The 16,235-nt window shown below is 47.4% G+C and carries 14 protein-coding genes; 2 read left to right on the plus strand and 12 right to left on the minus strand.

Going from position 1 to position 16,235, the window contains the following annotated elements; translation table 11 throughout:
- Nucleotides 1–68 precede the first annotated feature (68 nt).
- Entirely contained in the window at nucleotides 69–413 is a 345-nt protein-coding gene (locus J4G07_19100; protein MCE2416095.1) for a DUF5615 family PIN-like protein, read from the minus strand.
- 2 nt (nucleotides 414–415) lie between these two features.
- Nucleotides 416–655: a DUF433 domain-containing protein gene (locus J4G07_19105; protein MCE2416096.1), complete on the minus strand. Its 240-nt coding sequence runs from the start codon at nucleotides 653–655 to the stop codon at nucleotides 416–418.
- Between the two features lie 227 nt (nucleotides 656–882).
- Between J4G07_19105 and J4G07_19110 the strand changes: the two genes are divergently transcribed.
- Nucleotides 883–1,881, plus strand: coding sequence for a Gfo/Idh/MocA family oxidoreductase (locus J4G07_19110; GenBank protein MCE2416097.1), 999 nt, complete (start codon nucleotides 883–885; stop codon nucleotides 1,879–1,881).
- On the opposite strand, the gene J4G07_19115 is transcribed toward J4G07_19110, so the two are convergent.
- From J4G07_19115 to J4G07_19140, 6 genes are all read right to left on the minus strand, one after another.
- On the minus strand, nucleotides 1,878–2,969 hold the full coding sequence (locus J4G07_19115) for an ABC transporter ATP-binding protein (GenBank protein MCE2416098.1): 1,092 nt from the start codon (nucleotides 2,967–2,969) through the stop codon (nucleotides 1,878–1,880). The genes J4G07_19110 and J4G07_19115 overlap by 4 nt on opposite strands.
- A gap of 62 nt (nucleotides 2,970–3,031) precedes the next feature.
- Entirely contained in the window at nucleotides 3,032–4,297 is a 1,266-nt protein-coding gene (locus J4G07_19120) for a DNA methyltransferase (protein MCE2416099.1), read from the minus strand.
- The gene (locus tag J4G07_19125; protein MCE2416100.1) at nucleotides 4,294–4,740 is read right to left on the minus strand and encodes a hypothetical protein; all 447 of its coding nucleotides are present in this window, start codon (nucleotides 4,738–4,740) and stop codon (nucleotides 4,294–4,296) included. The genes J4G07_19120 and J4G07_19125 overlap by 4 nt, the downstream gene beginning before the upstream one ends.
- 78 nt (nucleotides 4,741–4,818) lie before the next feature.
- Nucleotides 4,819–5,031, minus strand: coding sequence for a hypothetical protein (locus J4G07_19130; GenBank protein MCE2416101.1), 213 nt, complete (start codon nucleotides 5,029–5,031; stop codon nucleotides 4,819–4,821).
- Nucleotides 5,032–5,142: 111 nt separating this feature from the next.
- A complete protein-coding gene (gene gatB / locus J4G07_19135) occupies nucleotides 5,143–6,588 on the minus strand; it encodes an Asp-tRNA(Asn)/Glu-tRNA(Gln) amidotransferase subunit GatB (GenBank protein MCE2416102.1) in 1,446 nt (481 codons plus the stop codon).
- A 316-nt stretch (nucleotides 6,589–6,904) separates the two neighbouring features.
- The gene (locus tag J4G07_19140) at nucleotides 6,905–7,678 is read right to left on the minus strand and encodes an aldo/keto reductase (protein ID MCE2416103.1); all 774 of its coding nucleotides are present in this window, start codon (nucleotides 7,676–7,678) and stop codon (nucleotides 6,905–6,907) included.
- Between the two features lie 234 nt (nucleotides 7,679–7,912).
- Between J4G07_19140 and J4G07_19145 the strand changes: the two genes are divergently transcribed.
- Entirely contained in the window at nucleotides 7,913–10,192 is a 2,280-nt protein-coding gene (locus J4G07_19145; GenBank protein MCE2416104.1) for a transglycosylase SLT domain-containing protein, read from the plus strand.
- Nucleotides 10,193–10,279: 87 nt separating this feature from the next.
- On the opposite strand, the gene nadB is transcribed toward J4G07_19145, so the two are convergent.
- The 4 genes from nadB to raiA form a co-directional block, all read right to left on the minus strand.
- Nucleotides 10,280–11,962, minus strand: a complete 1,683-nt coding sequence (gene nadB / locus J4G07_19150; protein MCE2416105.1) for an L-aspartate oxidase — start codon at nucleotides 11,960–11,962, stop codon at nucleotides 10,280–10,282.
- 70 nt (nucleotides 11,963–12,032) lie between these two features.
- Complete coding sequence (locus J4G07_19155) at nucleotides 12,033–12,461, minus strand: PaaI family thioesterase (GenBank protein ID MCE2416106.1); 429 nt, start codon at nucleotides 12,459–12,461, stop codon at nucleotides 12,033–12,035.
- A 119-nt stretch (nucleotides 12,462–12,580) separates the two neighbouring features.
- Nucleotides 12,581–15,253 (minus strand): valine--tRNA ligase, encoded by a 2,673-nt coding sequence (locus J4G07_19160; protein MCE2416107.1) that lies wholly within the window; start codon nucleotides 15,251–15,253, stop codon nucleotides 12,581–12,583.
- A 322-nt stretch (nucleotides 15,254–15,575) separates the two neighbouring features.
- Complete coding sequence (gene raiA, locus J4G07_19165) at nucleotides 15,576–16,133, minus strand: ribosome-associated translation inhibitor RaiA (GenBank protein MCE2416108.1); 558 nt, start codon at nucleotides 16,131–16,133, stop codon at nucleotides 15,576–15,578.
- Nucleotides 16,134–16,235: the final 102 nt, after the last annotated feature.

The raw sequence follows: 16,235 nt of genomic DNA on the forward strand, positions 1-16,235 counted from the left end.
ACTCTTTTTTAGGCGTTTCGTCTATTTCAATAGGGCGAGACTGTATCCCAAATCTAAAGAATTGGGCTTTAGTCTCGGAAGATTAGGTAAACGGCAATCAAAGGCGGGGTCCAATCCCCCTGCATTTTGAGTAGTGCTTGTAAGTCTGCGATGACTTCGACTGATGGACGACCACCGGGTCGCAGATGGATAATCCCCGTAGTCGGGTGTTTCAAATAGACAGCGAGTTTCCCGAAGTCGGAATCATGCGTTAAAACAAAGCGGTGCATTGCGTGAGCGTTCGCGAGAATGTCTCGATCAGCATAGAACTGCCATCCTTCTTCACGAACATAGAGCACATCAACACCTTGCGACCGCAAGAACTCAACAACGGCATAAGCAATATTTGCATCAGCAACAAGTGGTGGTAACATTATTATGGTGCACCGTCTCGGTGGGAGACAACATCAATCACAATCTCATTCTGGAGTGCCCGTGCAGCGTAGGACAATACCGCCCGAATGCTTTCTTCAGTCAAATCTGGATAGTCTGCAATAATCTCCTGATTGGACATACCACTTGCCAATAATCCCAATATATGTGCCACACTAAGGCGTGTGCCCTCAATAATCGGTTTTCCACCGAGAATTCCGGGATTGGCAATAATTCTGGCCATGATTTTTTAGCTCCTATAGAAAATTCATTGATCTTACCTATATAGTTTACCCGAATTTGTGATTCATATCAAATCGTTTTACTGGATTACCTTCCGATTCCCACAAAAAATTTGACTTCTAATTCGGCACGGTATATAATCGTCCCATGACAAAACAGTGAATCATATAGCAGTCTCGTTTTCGGTTTCTCATAGTTTGGAGCAACAGGATAGCGGAGGATATGGACATGGCAAATTTACGCGTTGGAGTGATTGGATGTAGCGGTATCGGCACAACACACGTATCAGGATTAGTGGGTATGCCGAACGTTGAATTAGCCGCTGGCTGCGATTTTGTGCAAAGCACATTGGATGCGTTCAAGGAAAAATATCAGGATACCTGGGGCAACATCGCCTTGTATACCAACCATCAAGAGATGCTCTCTGCCGAGCATTTGGACATCGTTACAGTGGCGACATCCGATCATCGGCATGCTGACCTTGTTGTTGACGCAGCCAATGCCGGTGTAAAGGGTATCTTCTGTGAAAAACCGATGGCTACCAGCATCGCAGATGCAGATAGGATGTTGGAAGCAACGGATCGGAACGGGACGATCCTCTCGATTGACCATACCCGTCGGTGGCAGCCTTTGTGGCGGCATACCAAAGATGTTGTCGTCGATGGCGGACGCATTGGAGATGTCCAGTATGTCATTGGTACCCTGAGCGGGGGTCGCGCGATGCTCTTCCGCAATGGAACACACCTTGTTGATGCTATCTGCTACTTCGCTGACTCAGATCCGGAGTGGGTCTCTGCTGAATTAGAAGACGGCTACGAGGACTACAACGAATATAAAGGCGATGGTGGACACGTTCCGGCAACCGAACCATCAGCACATGGATATATCCACTTCGCGAACGGTGTGCGCGGCTATTATGCTGGTGGTCCAAAGACAACCCTCTCCGGGTTCCGCGTCGAGATTGTTGGCACCAACGGTTATATTCTCATCAGTGACAAGGGCGCAACCCTCCATCAGGACGATGTTGTTGAGACAATTGAGGCACCAACGTGGGACATTACCGGTATTCCTGCGGGTCCCCGAGAGTTAGTGGGTCTTATCACAGAGGGTGGCGAACCTGTTTCGCCTGGAACCGAGGGGTATAAAGTTGTCCAGATTATCATCGGATTCTTAACCTCACAGCAGCGTGACAATGGGAAGGTCAGACTGCCGTTGTCTGGAGGTTAGTCTTCGTCGCTTTTCAAAACGATTGCGTTTTCAGGAGTCCACTGTAGATAGACCGTATCGCCGCGTTGAAAGCGATGTATATTTCCTGCGCCTGTGTTCTGTTGATGGACAATAAGTGGGGTCGGGTAATCGGTTTTGATGGCATACTGAAGTGTTGTACCAAGGTAACTTTCATCCTGAATCACACCTCTTAGGCAGTTCGCAACATCAGGAGCGCAGGTCATTCTCAAGTCAATGCGTTCTGGACGGATCGCCACAGTGACAGGTGTGTCTATGGGCATGTTGTTGCTCAGTGTGCCGACAATCTTAAGAGGTGGTGCCGTTGTCAGCATAATTTCGTTCTGGCTGACCAGTGTCCCTTCAAGAAAGTTGGTGGTGCCGATAAAGTCTGCGACGAAACGGTTCTGTGGCGAATCGTAGATTTCAGCAGGCGTTCCGACTTGGAGGATTTTACCATCGTTCATCACCGCAATCCGATCGGAGAGTGCCAGTGCCTCCCCCTGGTCGTGTGTGACATAAACAAACGTGATACCGACTTTGCGCTGCAGTGCTTTCAGTTCGGATTGCATCTGTTTTCGGAGTTTCAAATCGAGTGCTGAGAGTGGCTCATCTAACAACAGAATGGTGGGTTCATTGATTAGCGCACGCGCCAGTGCTACACGCTGTCTCTCACCGCCAGAGAGTTCACTCGGTTTCCGGTCACCGTAACCCGACAGCTGAATTAAATCTAATGCGCGTTCAACGGCATCAGAGATTTCTGCTTTGGTGGCTTTTTTCATCTGCAGCCCAAATGCGATATTCTGGGCAACGGTTTTGTGAGGGAACAAGGCGTAATTTTGGAAGACGGTATTGACTGGACGGCGATAGGGTGGCATTTCCGCCATCAGTTCGCCGTTGATGAATACTTCTCCGGTGGTGGGATATACAAATCCGCCGATGATACGGAGCGTTGTCGTTTTTCCACACCCGCTCGGTCCCAGCAGTGAAAAGAACTCGCCGCCTTCTATCTGTAGAGACACATCGTCAACTGCGACGGTGTCCCCGAATTGCTTTGTTACGGATGTGAGGGTAATCTGTCCTACAGACATTTTTTTAACGGTTGGGTTTTTGCACCGATTTTTCCGTTGTCAAAATCGGGTTTTTGGCCGGTTCAAATGTGATTCTGCGTTGTCCTCTGACAAATGACGATGTTTTCTTCGTGCATTGTTGTAGAGGTCTTGCCTGCAACGTTGGTGGGACTGTTTTTCTTTGGCATCCTTTTGTTTGGTATATTCCTGACGATTGTTTCCTTATGGATAAATCCATGCTGACGGAAAGCAGAGACAATAAATGCGTCTGTCGGCAACATAACTCCTTTGACTCGTCGATTTCCGACAACATAACAAATTGTAGCAGTCGGTGAAAGAACTTGTGCTACTGAATTAATGCTACGTCCAAGGTCTACGTAAAATGCCGATACCTCCCACCCACGCTTCTCATCAACAGATACAATTTCTGCAATAGCCTCTTTTACCGGTGAATCCCTTAATATTTCTTTTGTATGCTGCCCGCCCATTGCGAGTTTGTCAATTTTACGAGCATTCGGCAAACCTATCCACTCTGCTGCGAGTCGCGAGAATTGTCCATACGCCACGGTAGTGTGTGAGTCTCCATAGGGAGGCGATGTAATCACTAAGTCATAACCACCGATCGGTCGAGGCATTGGGAGTTCACCTTGAACCGTATTTGCACCGGACACTGATGCTTCAACCTTCTTCCGTTCTTCAAGAAACGCTGCCAAACCGCCCCGATTTCTGCTGAGTTTCTTACGAAGGATGCCAAAGACATCTGGGGTGAAATTCTCAAGTTTCTTCGCTGACATACGGTATAATTTAAATTCCCCGTTTCGCGTATAGGAAACCTCTCGAACGGTCTCTGAAAAAGCAACGAGAATAAAGTTTCGCACTGCTTCATCTTCTACTTTGCTAATCCAAGCCCGTAGATTAGCGAGGGATTTGATAACATCTTCAGAAAACCAGTATGCCAGATTAATGATGTCAGGGATTGGAACATCAAGCACTTCGCCCGATTGGAATTCAACCTGAAAGAGATGATCATGCAATCTATTCAAGGTCTTGTCTAAAGTGGATAGACAAATAGGAGTCGATTTAGTGGTTGCTATTAGACGCACGAGCGGATTAATGTCACACCCAACACTATGCATACCAAACAGAGATGCCTCAACCAGAGAGGTACCGGTCCCACAATAGGGATGGAGGAGCCATCCGCCTTCTACTCCAGATTGATTAAGGAGTTTCCGTGCGATTTGCGGGATCATCATGGCAGGATAGGTGTGAAAACAGTGGGTATACTCTTTTGTATCAGCCTCCCGAAAGTCCCAAGATTCATCCTTGTATTTCAGATCATCCGCACTCATATTAGTTTTTCCCGATTACCAAAGCATAAGTTCCAAAATCTCTCGTCAATTCTAAAAGCAGTGCCGTGATTTCTCACTGATCCATTTTCTCTCAGATGCATTCTCACATCAACGACAATGATATCCTGTTTAACCAAATCCAGTAAATTACCTTCATTTGGTTGTGTTAGGTAAAATGCTTCATTAAACCAAAACTTTTCTTTCTCTTCTGAATTGGTCCGGGCATCTGCGTAAACAATAACCAGAGCAGGCATCTTTTTCATGAAACTATTAATTAAGTTTTCGCCAGCCCACTCGGCAATAAGGGACCCATCTACGTGATAAAGTTTGACCGCCTCTTGCTCAATTTTCACATAAAGTCCCTGATTGTTTGGTGTGCTATTGACAGTGCAGTATAGGGATGAACGTCCGTTTGTATCTATGTAGCCGTATTTCTCAATCAGGTCCTTCTGCTTCTACTCCAAACTCACGATTTAACGATTCGATTTTTGATACCTCGGAATCTGTATTATTAAATGGACTTACAATGACTTTGAAGTGCATACTCTTAATTTTCTGGCAATGTTGGCAGCGTCCCTAATATTGCATTTAACATCAGTTGATACTTTAACAATTAACGTATTATCTATAAGTGGGCAGCCACAAGGGACTGCCCCTACAGGGAAAATCCCTTCAACCCAACTTACAATACTATCAAACTCAACTTGACATTCTTGGTTTTCTGATAATTTCATAATAAACTCCTCTTTGAAGGTCAAGGGTTTTGTCTAAACAGTGACGAAAGAGTGGATCGGAAATCCTCCAGATCGCGCCGCAGTTAACTCGGCTATATTCATTGGAAAGCCTCAATCTGTCGACAAAACCCGCGTCAAAATCTGATTTACGAGTTGCGGATTTGCCTTGCCGCGAGTGGCACGCATCACTTGCCCTACGAGAAACCCGATCGCTTTCTTCGTGCCATCACGATAATCTTGAGCGGGACCGGGGTTTTCCTCCACCACCTGTAAGACGATAGATTCTATCTCTGAAGTGTCCGTAATCTGCGCTAATCCCTTTTCATCGACAATCTGTTTCGGCATTTTGCCCGTTTCAAAGGCATCGTCAAGCACAGATTTGGCGATTTTACCGCTGATGGTTGCATCTCCGATTAACTGGATGAGTTCATTGAGGTGTGCTGGTGTGACCTTCGCACCTTGGATCTCAATTTCGGTTGTGTTTAGAAGCCGCGTTAGGTCTCCCATGATCCAGTTTGCACAAGCAGTGGGTTCCCCGCTGAGTCGGGCGACTTCGTCGAAGAATTCAGCAAGCGGTCGGGTGCTTGTCAGGAATTCTGCGTTTTCGGGCGAGATGTCGTAGTCCGAAATGAACCGTTCTCGGCGGGCAGCAGGGAGTTCGGGAAGGGACGGTTGGACTTCCTTAACCCACTCATCACTTACCTGGACATGAACGAGATCGGGTTCAGGGAAATAGCGATAGTCGTCAGCTTCCTCTTTACCCCTCATGGCGACAGTCTTGCCCGTGCTGGCATCAAACAGGAGTGTCTCTTGGACAACTTCCTCACCAGCGTCTAAAATTCGAGCCTGCCGTTTCACCTCGTATTCCATTGCTTCGATTAATTCTTGGAACGAGTTCTTGTTCTTAATTTCAGTGCGTGTTCCTAATTCTCTACTACCTTTGGGACGTAGAGAGAGGTTTGGCTCACATCGCAGGCTCCCCTCTTCCATGTTGCAGTCGCTAACTTCAATATACTCTAAAATTTCCTTAACTGCACGACAATAAGCGATGGCTTCCGCGGGAGAATACAATTCCGGTTCGCTCACAATTTCAAGAAGTGGCACACCGGCACGATTGAAATCCATGAAACTACGGGTTGGATCACCTGTAACTTCGGCGTGAATGGATTTTCCCGCATCCTCCTCCAAGTGAATTCTACGGAGGGCGACAGTGCGGAGTTCGCCTTCAAATTCAAACGTTACCTGTCCGTTTTGACACAACGGAATGTCATATTGTGAGATTTGGTAGTTCTTCGGCAAATCTGGATAGAAGTAGTTCTTCCGATCAAATTTACTGGAAGCTGTGATTTCACATTCCATCGCCAAACCAGCACGAATCGCAAACTCAACAGCACGTCTATTGATGACCGGTAATGTCCCCGGCATCCCTAAACAGATTGGACACGTACAGTCATTCGCCGATGCCCCGAAGGTATAAGCGCAATTACAGAAAAGTTTGCTTTCTGTGCATAATTCGGCGTGGATTTCCAAACCGATAACTATCTCATATTTTTCCATATTTTTAATTTACCTTGCGGATTTTTAATTATACCTTGCGGAGGAAGGACATGCATTTCGATATTAACGTGCGTTCCTTATATCCGCCTGCGTGTTTTTGCTTGGGCGTTTCTGCGGATTTCTGCGTATTGTTGCAGGCTACTGCTTTGGGTCTAACGAAAACTTCTTATTGCCCACTCATCGCCAATTCAGGACTTACGCAATTTTGAGGGTAGCACGTGTGCTGAGAGGACAAACCGGCAAAAAAACGCATACGGGGTCATTGACACAACCCAACAGGTGATGCCACAGAAAAGCAGCCTGCGCAAGTCCTACTTTACATGCCTTTCTCCGAGAGTTCATTAACGACGGCGACGTTTGCTTCCACTTCGTTCTCCGAGGTCATACCGATAGTCATTGCGTGTACGCACGGGAGTCCCATCACAAATTCGATTGCCTCGCGTTGACTGGTCGCATTTTCTGCCAATTTTCCCTGTCCGAGCACTTTCATCCCATAGATGCCTTTTCCAGCGAATGCCATCTGCTCCATTGTGCGGATAACATCAGCGGGGGATGCGTCCATGCTAACGCCGGCGTGATTAATCCGAGCCAAGACAACATCAACCCATTCTGTCATCGCTGATGTTTGAAAGGCACCGTAATCGTGGCAGGATACACCGTGTGCGCGAATCAATCCTTGCTCCTTGCAACGAGCGAGTGCTTCCATCGCATCTGGGTACTGTTGTGGCCAGTCTACTTGTGTGAGGCAGTGGAGTAGGACGATGTCTACATAGTCAGAATCTATCTCTTTGAGAAATCTCTTCACATCTGCTTCCACAGTTTCTCGCGTGCGGGAGGTTGTCTTTGTAGTGACAGTGACACTCTCACGTGGAACCTCTTGAAGTGCTGCTTTGACATGCGGATGGCTCCCGTACTGGTCTGCGGAATCCCAAAACGTTACACCTTTTTCGTGTGAGAACAGGAGTAAGTCCCGTAAAGCTTCAAATCCCAAATCTGTCTGATTTGAACGACCATTCCAGCCGTTCGATCCGGTTCCGATCGAAAGCCGTGAAACATTTAAACCTGTTTTCCCAAGTGCTACAATTTCCATTTACCATTTCTCCTTTCAGGCGATTAAGTTGCGATTAAGTATAGCGTAACATATCCGAATTTGGCAAGCGATTTCTGGAATTCGCGAGACGAAATGTCATTGTTGCTTTTTTTGTTGCTTTTCGCCTTTAAGAGACGTTACAATTTAATTATGATAAGAGAATTCGGAAAAATCTATGTTTATTTCAAGGAAATCCACAGGAACTCACAGTAGGAGGATCCCAAAAAGGGCGAAATGAAATATATGAAGTCTTTTAGCAGAAACCGAATTCAGCCCAATAATAAATCAGGTTCGGGAACTGCGTTATATTCCATCATAATCCGAAAATTACTTTTAAGTCTACTCGCGTTGGCTTATGGATGCTTCGCTATCGGGGTGTCGGCTTCAGCTGATGAAGAACACAGTGCTGCGTGGCAAGAAGCCTTCGCCTTGATTGATAAAGGGGACCGCAAAAAAGCAGTTTTGAAACTTGAGGCTTTATTGCAAACCGATCTGTCTGAGCCGAAAAAGCGTGAGATCCATCATGCACTCGGCTATAACTATGAAAAACTACGCGACCGTCCGAAGGCAGTTGGACATTACGCGCGAGTCGCTTCGGTTAGTTATCCGTTGGCAGATTATGCCATCTATCGCTTGGCACGACTTTACGAAGGTATGAATAATAGCACGCGGGCGGTAAAGTGGTACACACAGCTTGCCGAGGATTACCCAACGAGTTTCTATCTCGTGGAGGCGAAGTGGGCTTTAGCACAACTTCATCTGGAAAAGAAGCAGTATGCGTCCGCAAAATCTGTACTGGTCGAACTCATTGAGCAGCCTCGCTATGCCCGAGAAGCACGTTTTGCTTTGGCACGCTGCAATGAGGAACTCGGTGACATTTCTACAGCATTCAACACGTATCGCGAACTCATTACGGCAAATCATTCAGGTAGCGTTGCTCGTGATGCCGTTGCTCGACTTAAAAGACTTGTAAGAGCGAATAAAACACTAAAGCTTACCCCAACCGACCGACTTCAGTGTGGCTTGGTATCTCTTTCTCATAAACAGTGGAAATCCGCCGTAGCGGACTTGGAATTAATTCCTAAGACTGAGGATTTGAATTTACGAGCACATGCGCTCTATCTTATTGGAAAGAGTTATCAGGGACGTAAGTGGTACAACACAGCAATTAAGAAGTTCAATGCAGTCATTGCGCTCGGTGATAAAAACGAGTATATCACGCGAGCGACTTATCAAATAGCGCAGTGTTATCGTCGGAAAGGACATATTAGAACCGCTATCAGCAAACTTGAGAATTTTGTGAAGACATACACATGGAGCGAGTTGGTAGACGACGCATTGTACGATATATCGCAGCTCCGCGAAAAACAGGGCAAATCCGAGTTAGCTATTGATGCTTATTCGCGCTTAATCAAGGTCGCGCCAAAAAGTCCATACGCTGATGTTGCAGCGTGGCGAACTGGCTGGCATCGTTTCGACGAACGACGCTACGAGGAGAGTTACAACGCCTTCAAAGGCTTGAAGGAGAATTTCCCCGGCAATCGTTATGCGATGGGTGCGCACTTTTGGATGGCAAAGATACGCGAACGACAGAACAAACCCGCACTCGCACGAAAGTTGTACACAGAAGTGGCAGAATCACGATATTGGTACTACTCAGCACGAGCAAAAGCGATTTTAGGTGTGGCTACATCTGAGCTGGAACCGAAGGCTATTCAGGATGCGGAATTACCGGAGCGTCAGGCATGCCCAGAACAGGTGTCACTGTTGATGGAACTCAGGCTTTATGAAGACGCAATTGCGCAGTTAAACGAGCATATCAACACAATGCCACTCTCTGAACGCGAGTGTTTTTATAGTTTGATTACCTGTTATGAAGGTCTCGCGATGTACGATAAGGCACGAAAGGTGACTGAACAGTCTCTTGAGAGTTCTGCTTTCGCAAACGCAACGCGAGCGGATTTAGAGAAGCTTCATCGGAAACTCTATCCGCGCTATTATGCCAATACTGTCGAGAAATATGCAAAATTGTATAATGTGGACACCTTCTTAATTGCAGCAATGATTTTGGAAGAAAGCCGATACAATGCGGGGGCAGTTAGTTGGGCAGGCGCGATCGGGTTGATGCAGATTATGCCCGCTACTGGAAGGGAACTCGCGCAGCAGCTCAAAATCCGCCGCTTCCGCACCTCTATGCTCAAGCAGCCCGATGTGAATATTCAGATGGGGACAAAGTACATCGGATATCTTAACTCGCTGTTCAATGACAACGCGATGTTGGTGACTGGCGCGTATAACGGCGGTCCTGGACGGATGAAACGGTGGGTCGCATCCAAAAATATCGCAGATATTGATGAATTTGTCGAAAAAATTACTATTCGAGAAACTCGACTTCATATCAAGAAGGTGATTGACAGTTACGATCACTATGTAGAAATTTATAAGAATGCAAGCGAGCCGCCAGCCGTGAATTCGGCAACAGGACTCGTACAAAAACGATTAGAAGGCTTTTAGAAGAATGACTATCAGCCGTCGGCTACTGGCTATCAGCCACAGATCGAAGTTAGAAACGTTTGCAATAGCCACACGCCTAACTAATGCCTAACTCCCGACAGCCATTCCCAAGGGGACCACTTCTGATAGTTTGCCACGCGTCATGAGGATGCGGCGGTGCCAATCGTTATCGTTTTGTGTCGGAAAATCAGCACGGTAGTGTGCCCCACGACTTTCGGTTCGCGCAAGTGCTGATTCCGTTATCATCAAGGCAACATTGAGCATATTGACTGCCTCAATCCGTACTATATCACCTGGTCCTGGTGTGGCTGGCACGTTCCCTAAATTTGTGGTTAAATCTTGCAACTCGGCGAGGGTTTGTTCTAAACCCTCGCCGTTTCGTTCAATACTGACATTTTCCCAGAGAGTCTCGCGGATTGCATCCTGTACCGCCTCTATAAAAGCTAAATCTGTTTCAACATGCGGCACCTGAGATGTCCCCGTATTACCGGGGTGTAACACATCTGGTGAGTGAGCAGGCTGCGATGAGGCGAATGCTGCAGCGTTTGTGCCAGCACGCGCGCCGTAGACGAGGCATTCCAGAAGAGAATTGCTTGCCAAACGGTTCGCACCGTGTACACCCGTGCAGGCAACTTCGCCACACGCATAGAGTGCTTCGAGGTTGGTTTCCGTATCGGTGTTCGTGCGGATACCTCCCATCATAAAATGGGCACCGGGACGCACCGGAATTAAGTCAACGCTGATGTCCAATCCATAGTGTTTGGTGGTATCGGAGATCGTCGGGAATCGTTCGAGGATAAACTCGGCAGGTTTATGTGTAATATCAAGATAGACGCATGGAAAGCCTGTTAATTCCATTTCTATTTGGATAGCACGACTGACGACATCGCGCGGTGCAAGTTCACCCTTCTCGTGGTATTTCTCCATAAAACGTTCGCCACGAATGTTGATGAGTTGACCGCCTTCACCACGAACTGCTTCTGAGATTAAAAAATTGGGAGCACCATCTAAGTAGAGTGTTGTTGGATGAAACTGGACGAATTCCATATCAACCATTTCACATCCAGCGCGCCACGCTGCAGCGAACCCATCGCCGGTTGCCACTTTTGGGTTGGAGGTACACGGGTAAACGCGTCCAAGTCCTCCCGTTGCAAGAATCGTGGCTTTGGCACGAATAGAAACTACTTGCCCGTCCACAATTGCGGTAACACCGTAGCATGTGACGGTTTCCTGACGCTCTTCAGTGACCTCGGCGTCCGTCAGGAGATCAATGGCGAACGTATTTTGTAGGACATGGATGTTTTCAGTGTTAAGTACACGTTGAATGAGGACATCCGTCGTTTCACGTCCCGTTGCGTCCCCTTTGTGGACAATACGGCGGCGGCTATGCGCTGCTTCTTGTGTAAAACGGGGCAGTGTGCCTTCCCAATCAAAGTTCGCACCCCAGTCAAGCAGTTCAGCGACGCGTGGGATGCCTTCGGATACCATCATCTCAACGGCTTTGACATTACAGAGACCCGCCCCAGCTGCACAGGTATCCTTTATGTGCAAGGCAATCGTGTCATCAAGGTTCATAGCAACTGCGATGCCGCCTTGGGCGTAGTGTGTGTTGCTCTCTGTCAGCGTGGTTTTCGTGATTAAGGTCACACTCGTGTGTTCGCTCGCAGCGAGAGCCGCGCGCAATCCAGCAGCACCGCTACCGACGATGAGAACATCCGTGTCCCAACTTGAATGACTCTCTGGATTTACCGCAGATGTTGGATTTTCCATTTTTTATAATACTGAATCTGGTCACCGTTCCTCTATAGATATGGCTTCCCGTTGGAGAGCTTCAAGGCATTCAGACGGGTGCCTTAGGTGCGAAACTTTCGTTGACCGGCATTACCTTACCAGCACCAATAGCGATAAGGGTGCCATCGCTAAGCGTGATTTCCGCCTTTGCTTCCACTAACCTTTTTGAAACCTTAATACGCTCTGCACATACATGGAGTTTCACACAAGTCGGTGCCGGATTGCGAAAACGGACTTCGAGCTGCGCTGTTACCGCGGGTTGATCAAAGGTGCTTATCCCGACATAGGTAATCGCTTCATCTAATAGCGTGCTGAGGATACCACCGTGGAGAACGTTTGCCCACCCTTGTAAATGCTCAGCGGGTGTACATTCAATATGGACGAATTCGCCTCCATTCTTAATTTCAGGCTTTACCTGAAAGCCGAATGGATTTTTCATACCACAAACAAAGCAGTTGTCATTATTTTCAATTGCCACTCTTTAATTATTCCTTTTCTTAATTATTCCTTGCGGAGGAACAACGAGCGTTTCGACATTGAAGTGCGTTGCTTATATCCGCTCTCCATTTCATTACGAGCTACGGTTTTCTTGATATTTTACTCTTCCGTTCCCGACTCAGTGAGCATTGCGAGGCTTCGCGCTAATTTTTCTTGTTCCGTCAGCAGCCGTTCAAGTAATTCTCTCTTTTGTGCAACGACTTTTTCAGGGGCACGCTGAATAAAATTCGGATTCTCTAAAGTCTTCTGTGCTGCCGCGACATCTTTAACCACCTGCTGATGCCGTTTGCTAAGCCTGGCATGTTCGGCATCCAGATCAATTATATCGGCAAGCGGGATGTAGATAGCAAGATCGCCGATAACGGCTTCTGCCGAAGCACGGGGTTTGGACAGAGATTCAGCGATCGTGATGTCTGCTACGCGTGTGAAGGCTGGTAGGTACTGTGCCAAGTATGCTTCAAGTCGTTCACGCACCTCAACATTTGGTGATTGGATATGCACCTCTACGGATGCACCGATGGGAACATTTAACTCGCCTCGGATACTTCGGATATTTTCGATGACTTCCATAAGTGTCGCCATAGTAGCTTCTGCTGCCGGATTTTCACCTGCTGATTCTGGCCATGAGGAAACTGTTACTGAACCTGTTTCGGTGGATTCGCCTCTGCCACCACCGTGCGGGAGTTGTTGCCAAATCTCCTCGGTCAAGAAAGGCATCAAAGGGTGGAGGAGTCGCATCGTTTGTTCCAAAACATCCGCTGCTACCCAAAGTGCTTCCGGTTGATTCTTTGAGATTCGCTGTTTGGCAAATTCCAGGTACCAATCGCAGAATTCATGCCAAAGGAAGGCATAGAGTGTTTGTGCGGCTTCATGGAAACGAAAGTTTTCAAAGGCATCGGTTGTTGTCGCGATGGTATGGCTAAGACGGCTCCGTATCCAAGCGATTTCTAACGTTTCCTGTTCAGTTTCTACGGCATCCATTTTTAGGGGCACAGGATGTTTTTCCAAGTTCATCAGAATGAATCGGGCTGCGTTCCAAATTTTGTTAGCAAATCGCTTACCTGCCTCAATCTGCGCTTCCGGCAGAGGGACATAAGGGTTTGGGGTGCTCGCATTGACGAGAGCAAAGCGGAAGGCATCCGTTCCGTAGGTGTCAATTGTCCCTAACGGATCAATACTATTTCCCTTCGATTTGCTCATTTTCTGACCCTTTTCATCGGCAATAAGTCCATGCAGGTAAACGGTGCGGAACGGGACTTTGTCCATACACCCTAATCCGAGCATAATCATTCTTGCGACCCAAAAGAAAAGAATGTCCCAACCACTTACAAGGACAGAGGTCGGATAAAAAGTCTTCAGTTCTTCAGTGTTTTCTGGCCATCCCATAGTAGAGAAGGGCCACAACCCAGAACTGAACCATGTGTCCAGAACGTCTTCATCCTGTCGAAAATCGGAGGCACCACATTCGCACTGCTGAGGCGTTTCCATGCCAGCGGTGACTGCTTCGCATGCGTTACAATACCATATTGGAAGCTGATGCCCCCACCAGCGTTGACGTGAGATGGGCCAGGGTTCGATGTTCTCCATCCAATGATAAAAGCGAGCAGTCTCGCGCTCTGGGATAAATTTGACTTCACCTTTTTTTGTTGCTTCTATGGCGCGCTGCGCGAGTGGACGCACATTCATAAACCATTGCAGTGATATAGCAGGCTCAACGACCGTGCCGCATCGATCATGATGTCCAACGGCATGCCGATGCGGGACAATTTTGACGAGATAATCCAAGCTCTGCAGATCTTCGACGACACGTTTGCGGCAATCCCATCGAGATAAGCCGACGTAATTATCGGGTGCGTTTTCGCTTATATATCCATCTCGCGTAAAAACCGTGAGCTGCTCAAGATTGTGCCGTCCGCCGATTTCATAGTCATTGGTATCGTGTGCGGGTGTAACTTTCAAGGCACCCGTTCCGAATTCTGTATCCACATACATGTCGGCGATTATCGGAATTTCTCTGTCGCAGAGTGGTAAGAGAGCTGTTTTTCCGATCAAATGTTGATAACGTTCATCTTCAGGATGTACAGCAACGGCGGTGTCGCCTAACATCGTTTCCGGACGCGTCGTGGCAATTTCAAGCACGACATCACTGTCCTTAACCGGATAGCGGATGTGATAAAAGTTTCCGTCTATGTCAATCGGTTCAACTTCAAGGTTACTTATAACGGTGTTGCAGTGTGGACACCAATTTGCCATATACGTATCGCGATAGATGAGTCCTTGATTGTAGAGTTTGACAAAAGCGGTACGGACGGCTTTCGACAAACCTTCATCGAGTGTAAAACGCTCACGCTCCCAATCACAGGAGCATCCGAGTTGTTGGAGCTGAGAAACGATATATCCGGCGGATTCATCTTTCCATTGCCACATCCGTTCGATGAATTTTTCTCGTCCAAGCTCGGTTCTGCTGGTGCCTTCTTCAGCGAGTTTTCGCTCCATAATAATTTCGGTGACAATACCAGCATGGTCGGTACCCGGCATCCAGAGGGCGTTATAACCTTGCATGCGTCGCCATCGGATGAGGCAATCTTGGAGCGTATTATCGAGGGCGTGTCCTATATGTAAACTGCCTGTGATATTCGGTGGAGGTATGACAATCGCGTAAGACGGCTTATCAGAGGTCGCCTCTGCGTGAAAGTAGTCGTTTTTCTGCCAAAGTTGGTACCACTTCCCCTCAATTTCCTGAGGGACATAGATTTTTGGAAGATTTGTCATGTCTTTAATTTTCCTTCGGAAAAACAACGTCCGTTAGAACTTTGATGTCCATTCCTCATATCCGCCTGCGTGTTTTTGCTTGGGCGTTTCTGCGGATTTCTGCGTATTGTTGAAGGCTACGGTTATTCAGCCTTTTTAGGGGCGTGGTCACCTTGCCCCCTATGTGTCAATTTTAGAAAATCAACCTGTATGTTCGATGTGTTTCAACCCCAACGGGGCGAAAGGTGTATCCAACGCTGTCCGCTTCCTTTCCTTAAAAACCTTGCGGTTCGCTGCTGACAGCCGAGAACCGATAGCAACGACTATTTTGCGAGTGGTACCGTTAGGCAAAGAGGGGTTCCACCCATCCATATGTTCCTTTTGTCATTTCATAAAGCAGGTTTACCTGTCGCGTCTCAGCATTTAAAAACAGAAGAAATCCGGAATTCGAGGCTTGAAGTTCCGTTGTGGCTTCCGCGAGCGTCAGCGGTTTGGATGCGAATTTATCCTGTGTTGACACGACGACAGGAGCATCAATTCCTTCAACGTCCGGAAGTGTTTCCATTTCTTCTGGATTGAGCCGCGCCACCACCTCCCGATGGGGGGCATTGTTTCGGCGATCTTTCACCCGGTCTTTGTAACGTCGGACCTGGCTGATTATTTTCTCTGTAACAGTATCCAGAGCAGAGAGGATCTCATGCGTCTCACTTTTTGCATAGAATGACACGCGTGGTGCTGTCATTATCATCTCAGCATCAAACCGGTTTTTCTCAGATTTGAGAACAACATTTAGTTCTTGCATCCCGTCGAAACGCGACTCAATTTTATTGGCACGCTTGAGGATATAAGCGTGAATATCATCCGTAATTTTTAAATTATGTCCTGAGTACGTTAGTTTCATTGCAATCCTCCTGTTTTTCTTTATCAAGGGAATTGTCGGTTTTGGAATCCCAATCCTTTAGGTTTGGGAGGAAAAACCGCCCTCTTGGAAAGGACCAAAGCG

It is taken from the genome of Candidatus Poribacteria bacterium (genome assembly GCA_021295715.1).
Lineage (GTDB): Bacteria > Poribacteria > WGA-4E > WGA-4E > WGA-3G > WGA-3G.

Excerpts from the sequence above, each read along its gene's own strand:
- J4G07_19120 (MCE2416099.1), bottom strand. The coding sequence starts at position 4,297 with ATGAGTGCGGATGATCTGAAATACAAGGATGAATCTTGGGACTTTCGG.
- J4G07_19105 (MCE2416096.1), bottom strand. The coding sequence starts at position 655 with ATGGCCAGAATTATTGCCAATCCCGGAATTCTCGGTGGAAAACCGATT.
- J4G07_19100 (MCE2416095.1), bottom strand. The coding sequence starts at position 413 with ATGTTACCACCACTTGTTGCTGATGCAAATATTGCTTATGCCGTTGTT.
- gatB (MCE2416102.1), bottom strand. The coding sequence starts at position 6,588 with ATGGAAAAATATGAGATAGTTATCGGTTTGGAAATCCACGCCGAATTA.
- J4G07_19110 (MCE2416097.1), top strand. The coding sequence starts at position 883 with ATGGCAAATTTACGCGTTGGAGTGATTGGATGTAGCGGTATCGGCACA.
- J4G07_19160 (MCE2416107.1), bottom strand. The coding sequence starts at position 15,253 with ATGACAAATCTTCCAAAAATCTATGTCCCTCAGGAAATTGAGGGGAAG.
- nadB (MCE2416105.1), bottom strand. The coding sequence starts at position 11,962 with ATGGAAAATCCAACATCTGCGGTAAATCCAGAGAGTCATTCAAGTTGG.
- raiA (MCE2416108.1), bottom strand. The coding sequence starts at position 16,133 with ATGAAACTAACGTACTCAGGACATAATTTAAAAATTACGGATGATATT.
- J4G07_19145 (MCE2416104.1), top strand. The coding sequence starts at position 7,913 with ATGAAATATATGAAGTCTTTTAGCAGAAACCGAATTCAGCCCAATAAT.
- J4G07_19115 (MCE2416098.1), bottom strand. The coding sequence starts at position 2,969 with ATGTCTGTAGGACAGATTACCCTCACATCCGTAACAAAGCAATTCGGG.
- J4G07_19140 (MCE2416103.1), bottom strand. The coding sequence starts at position 7,678 with ATGGAAATTGTAGCACTTGGGAAAACAGGTTTAAATGTTTCACGGCTT.
- J4G07_19130 (MCE2416101.1), bottom strand. The coding sequence starts at position 5,031 with ATGAAATTATCAGAAAACCAAGAATGTCAAGTTGAGTTTGATAGTATT.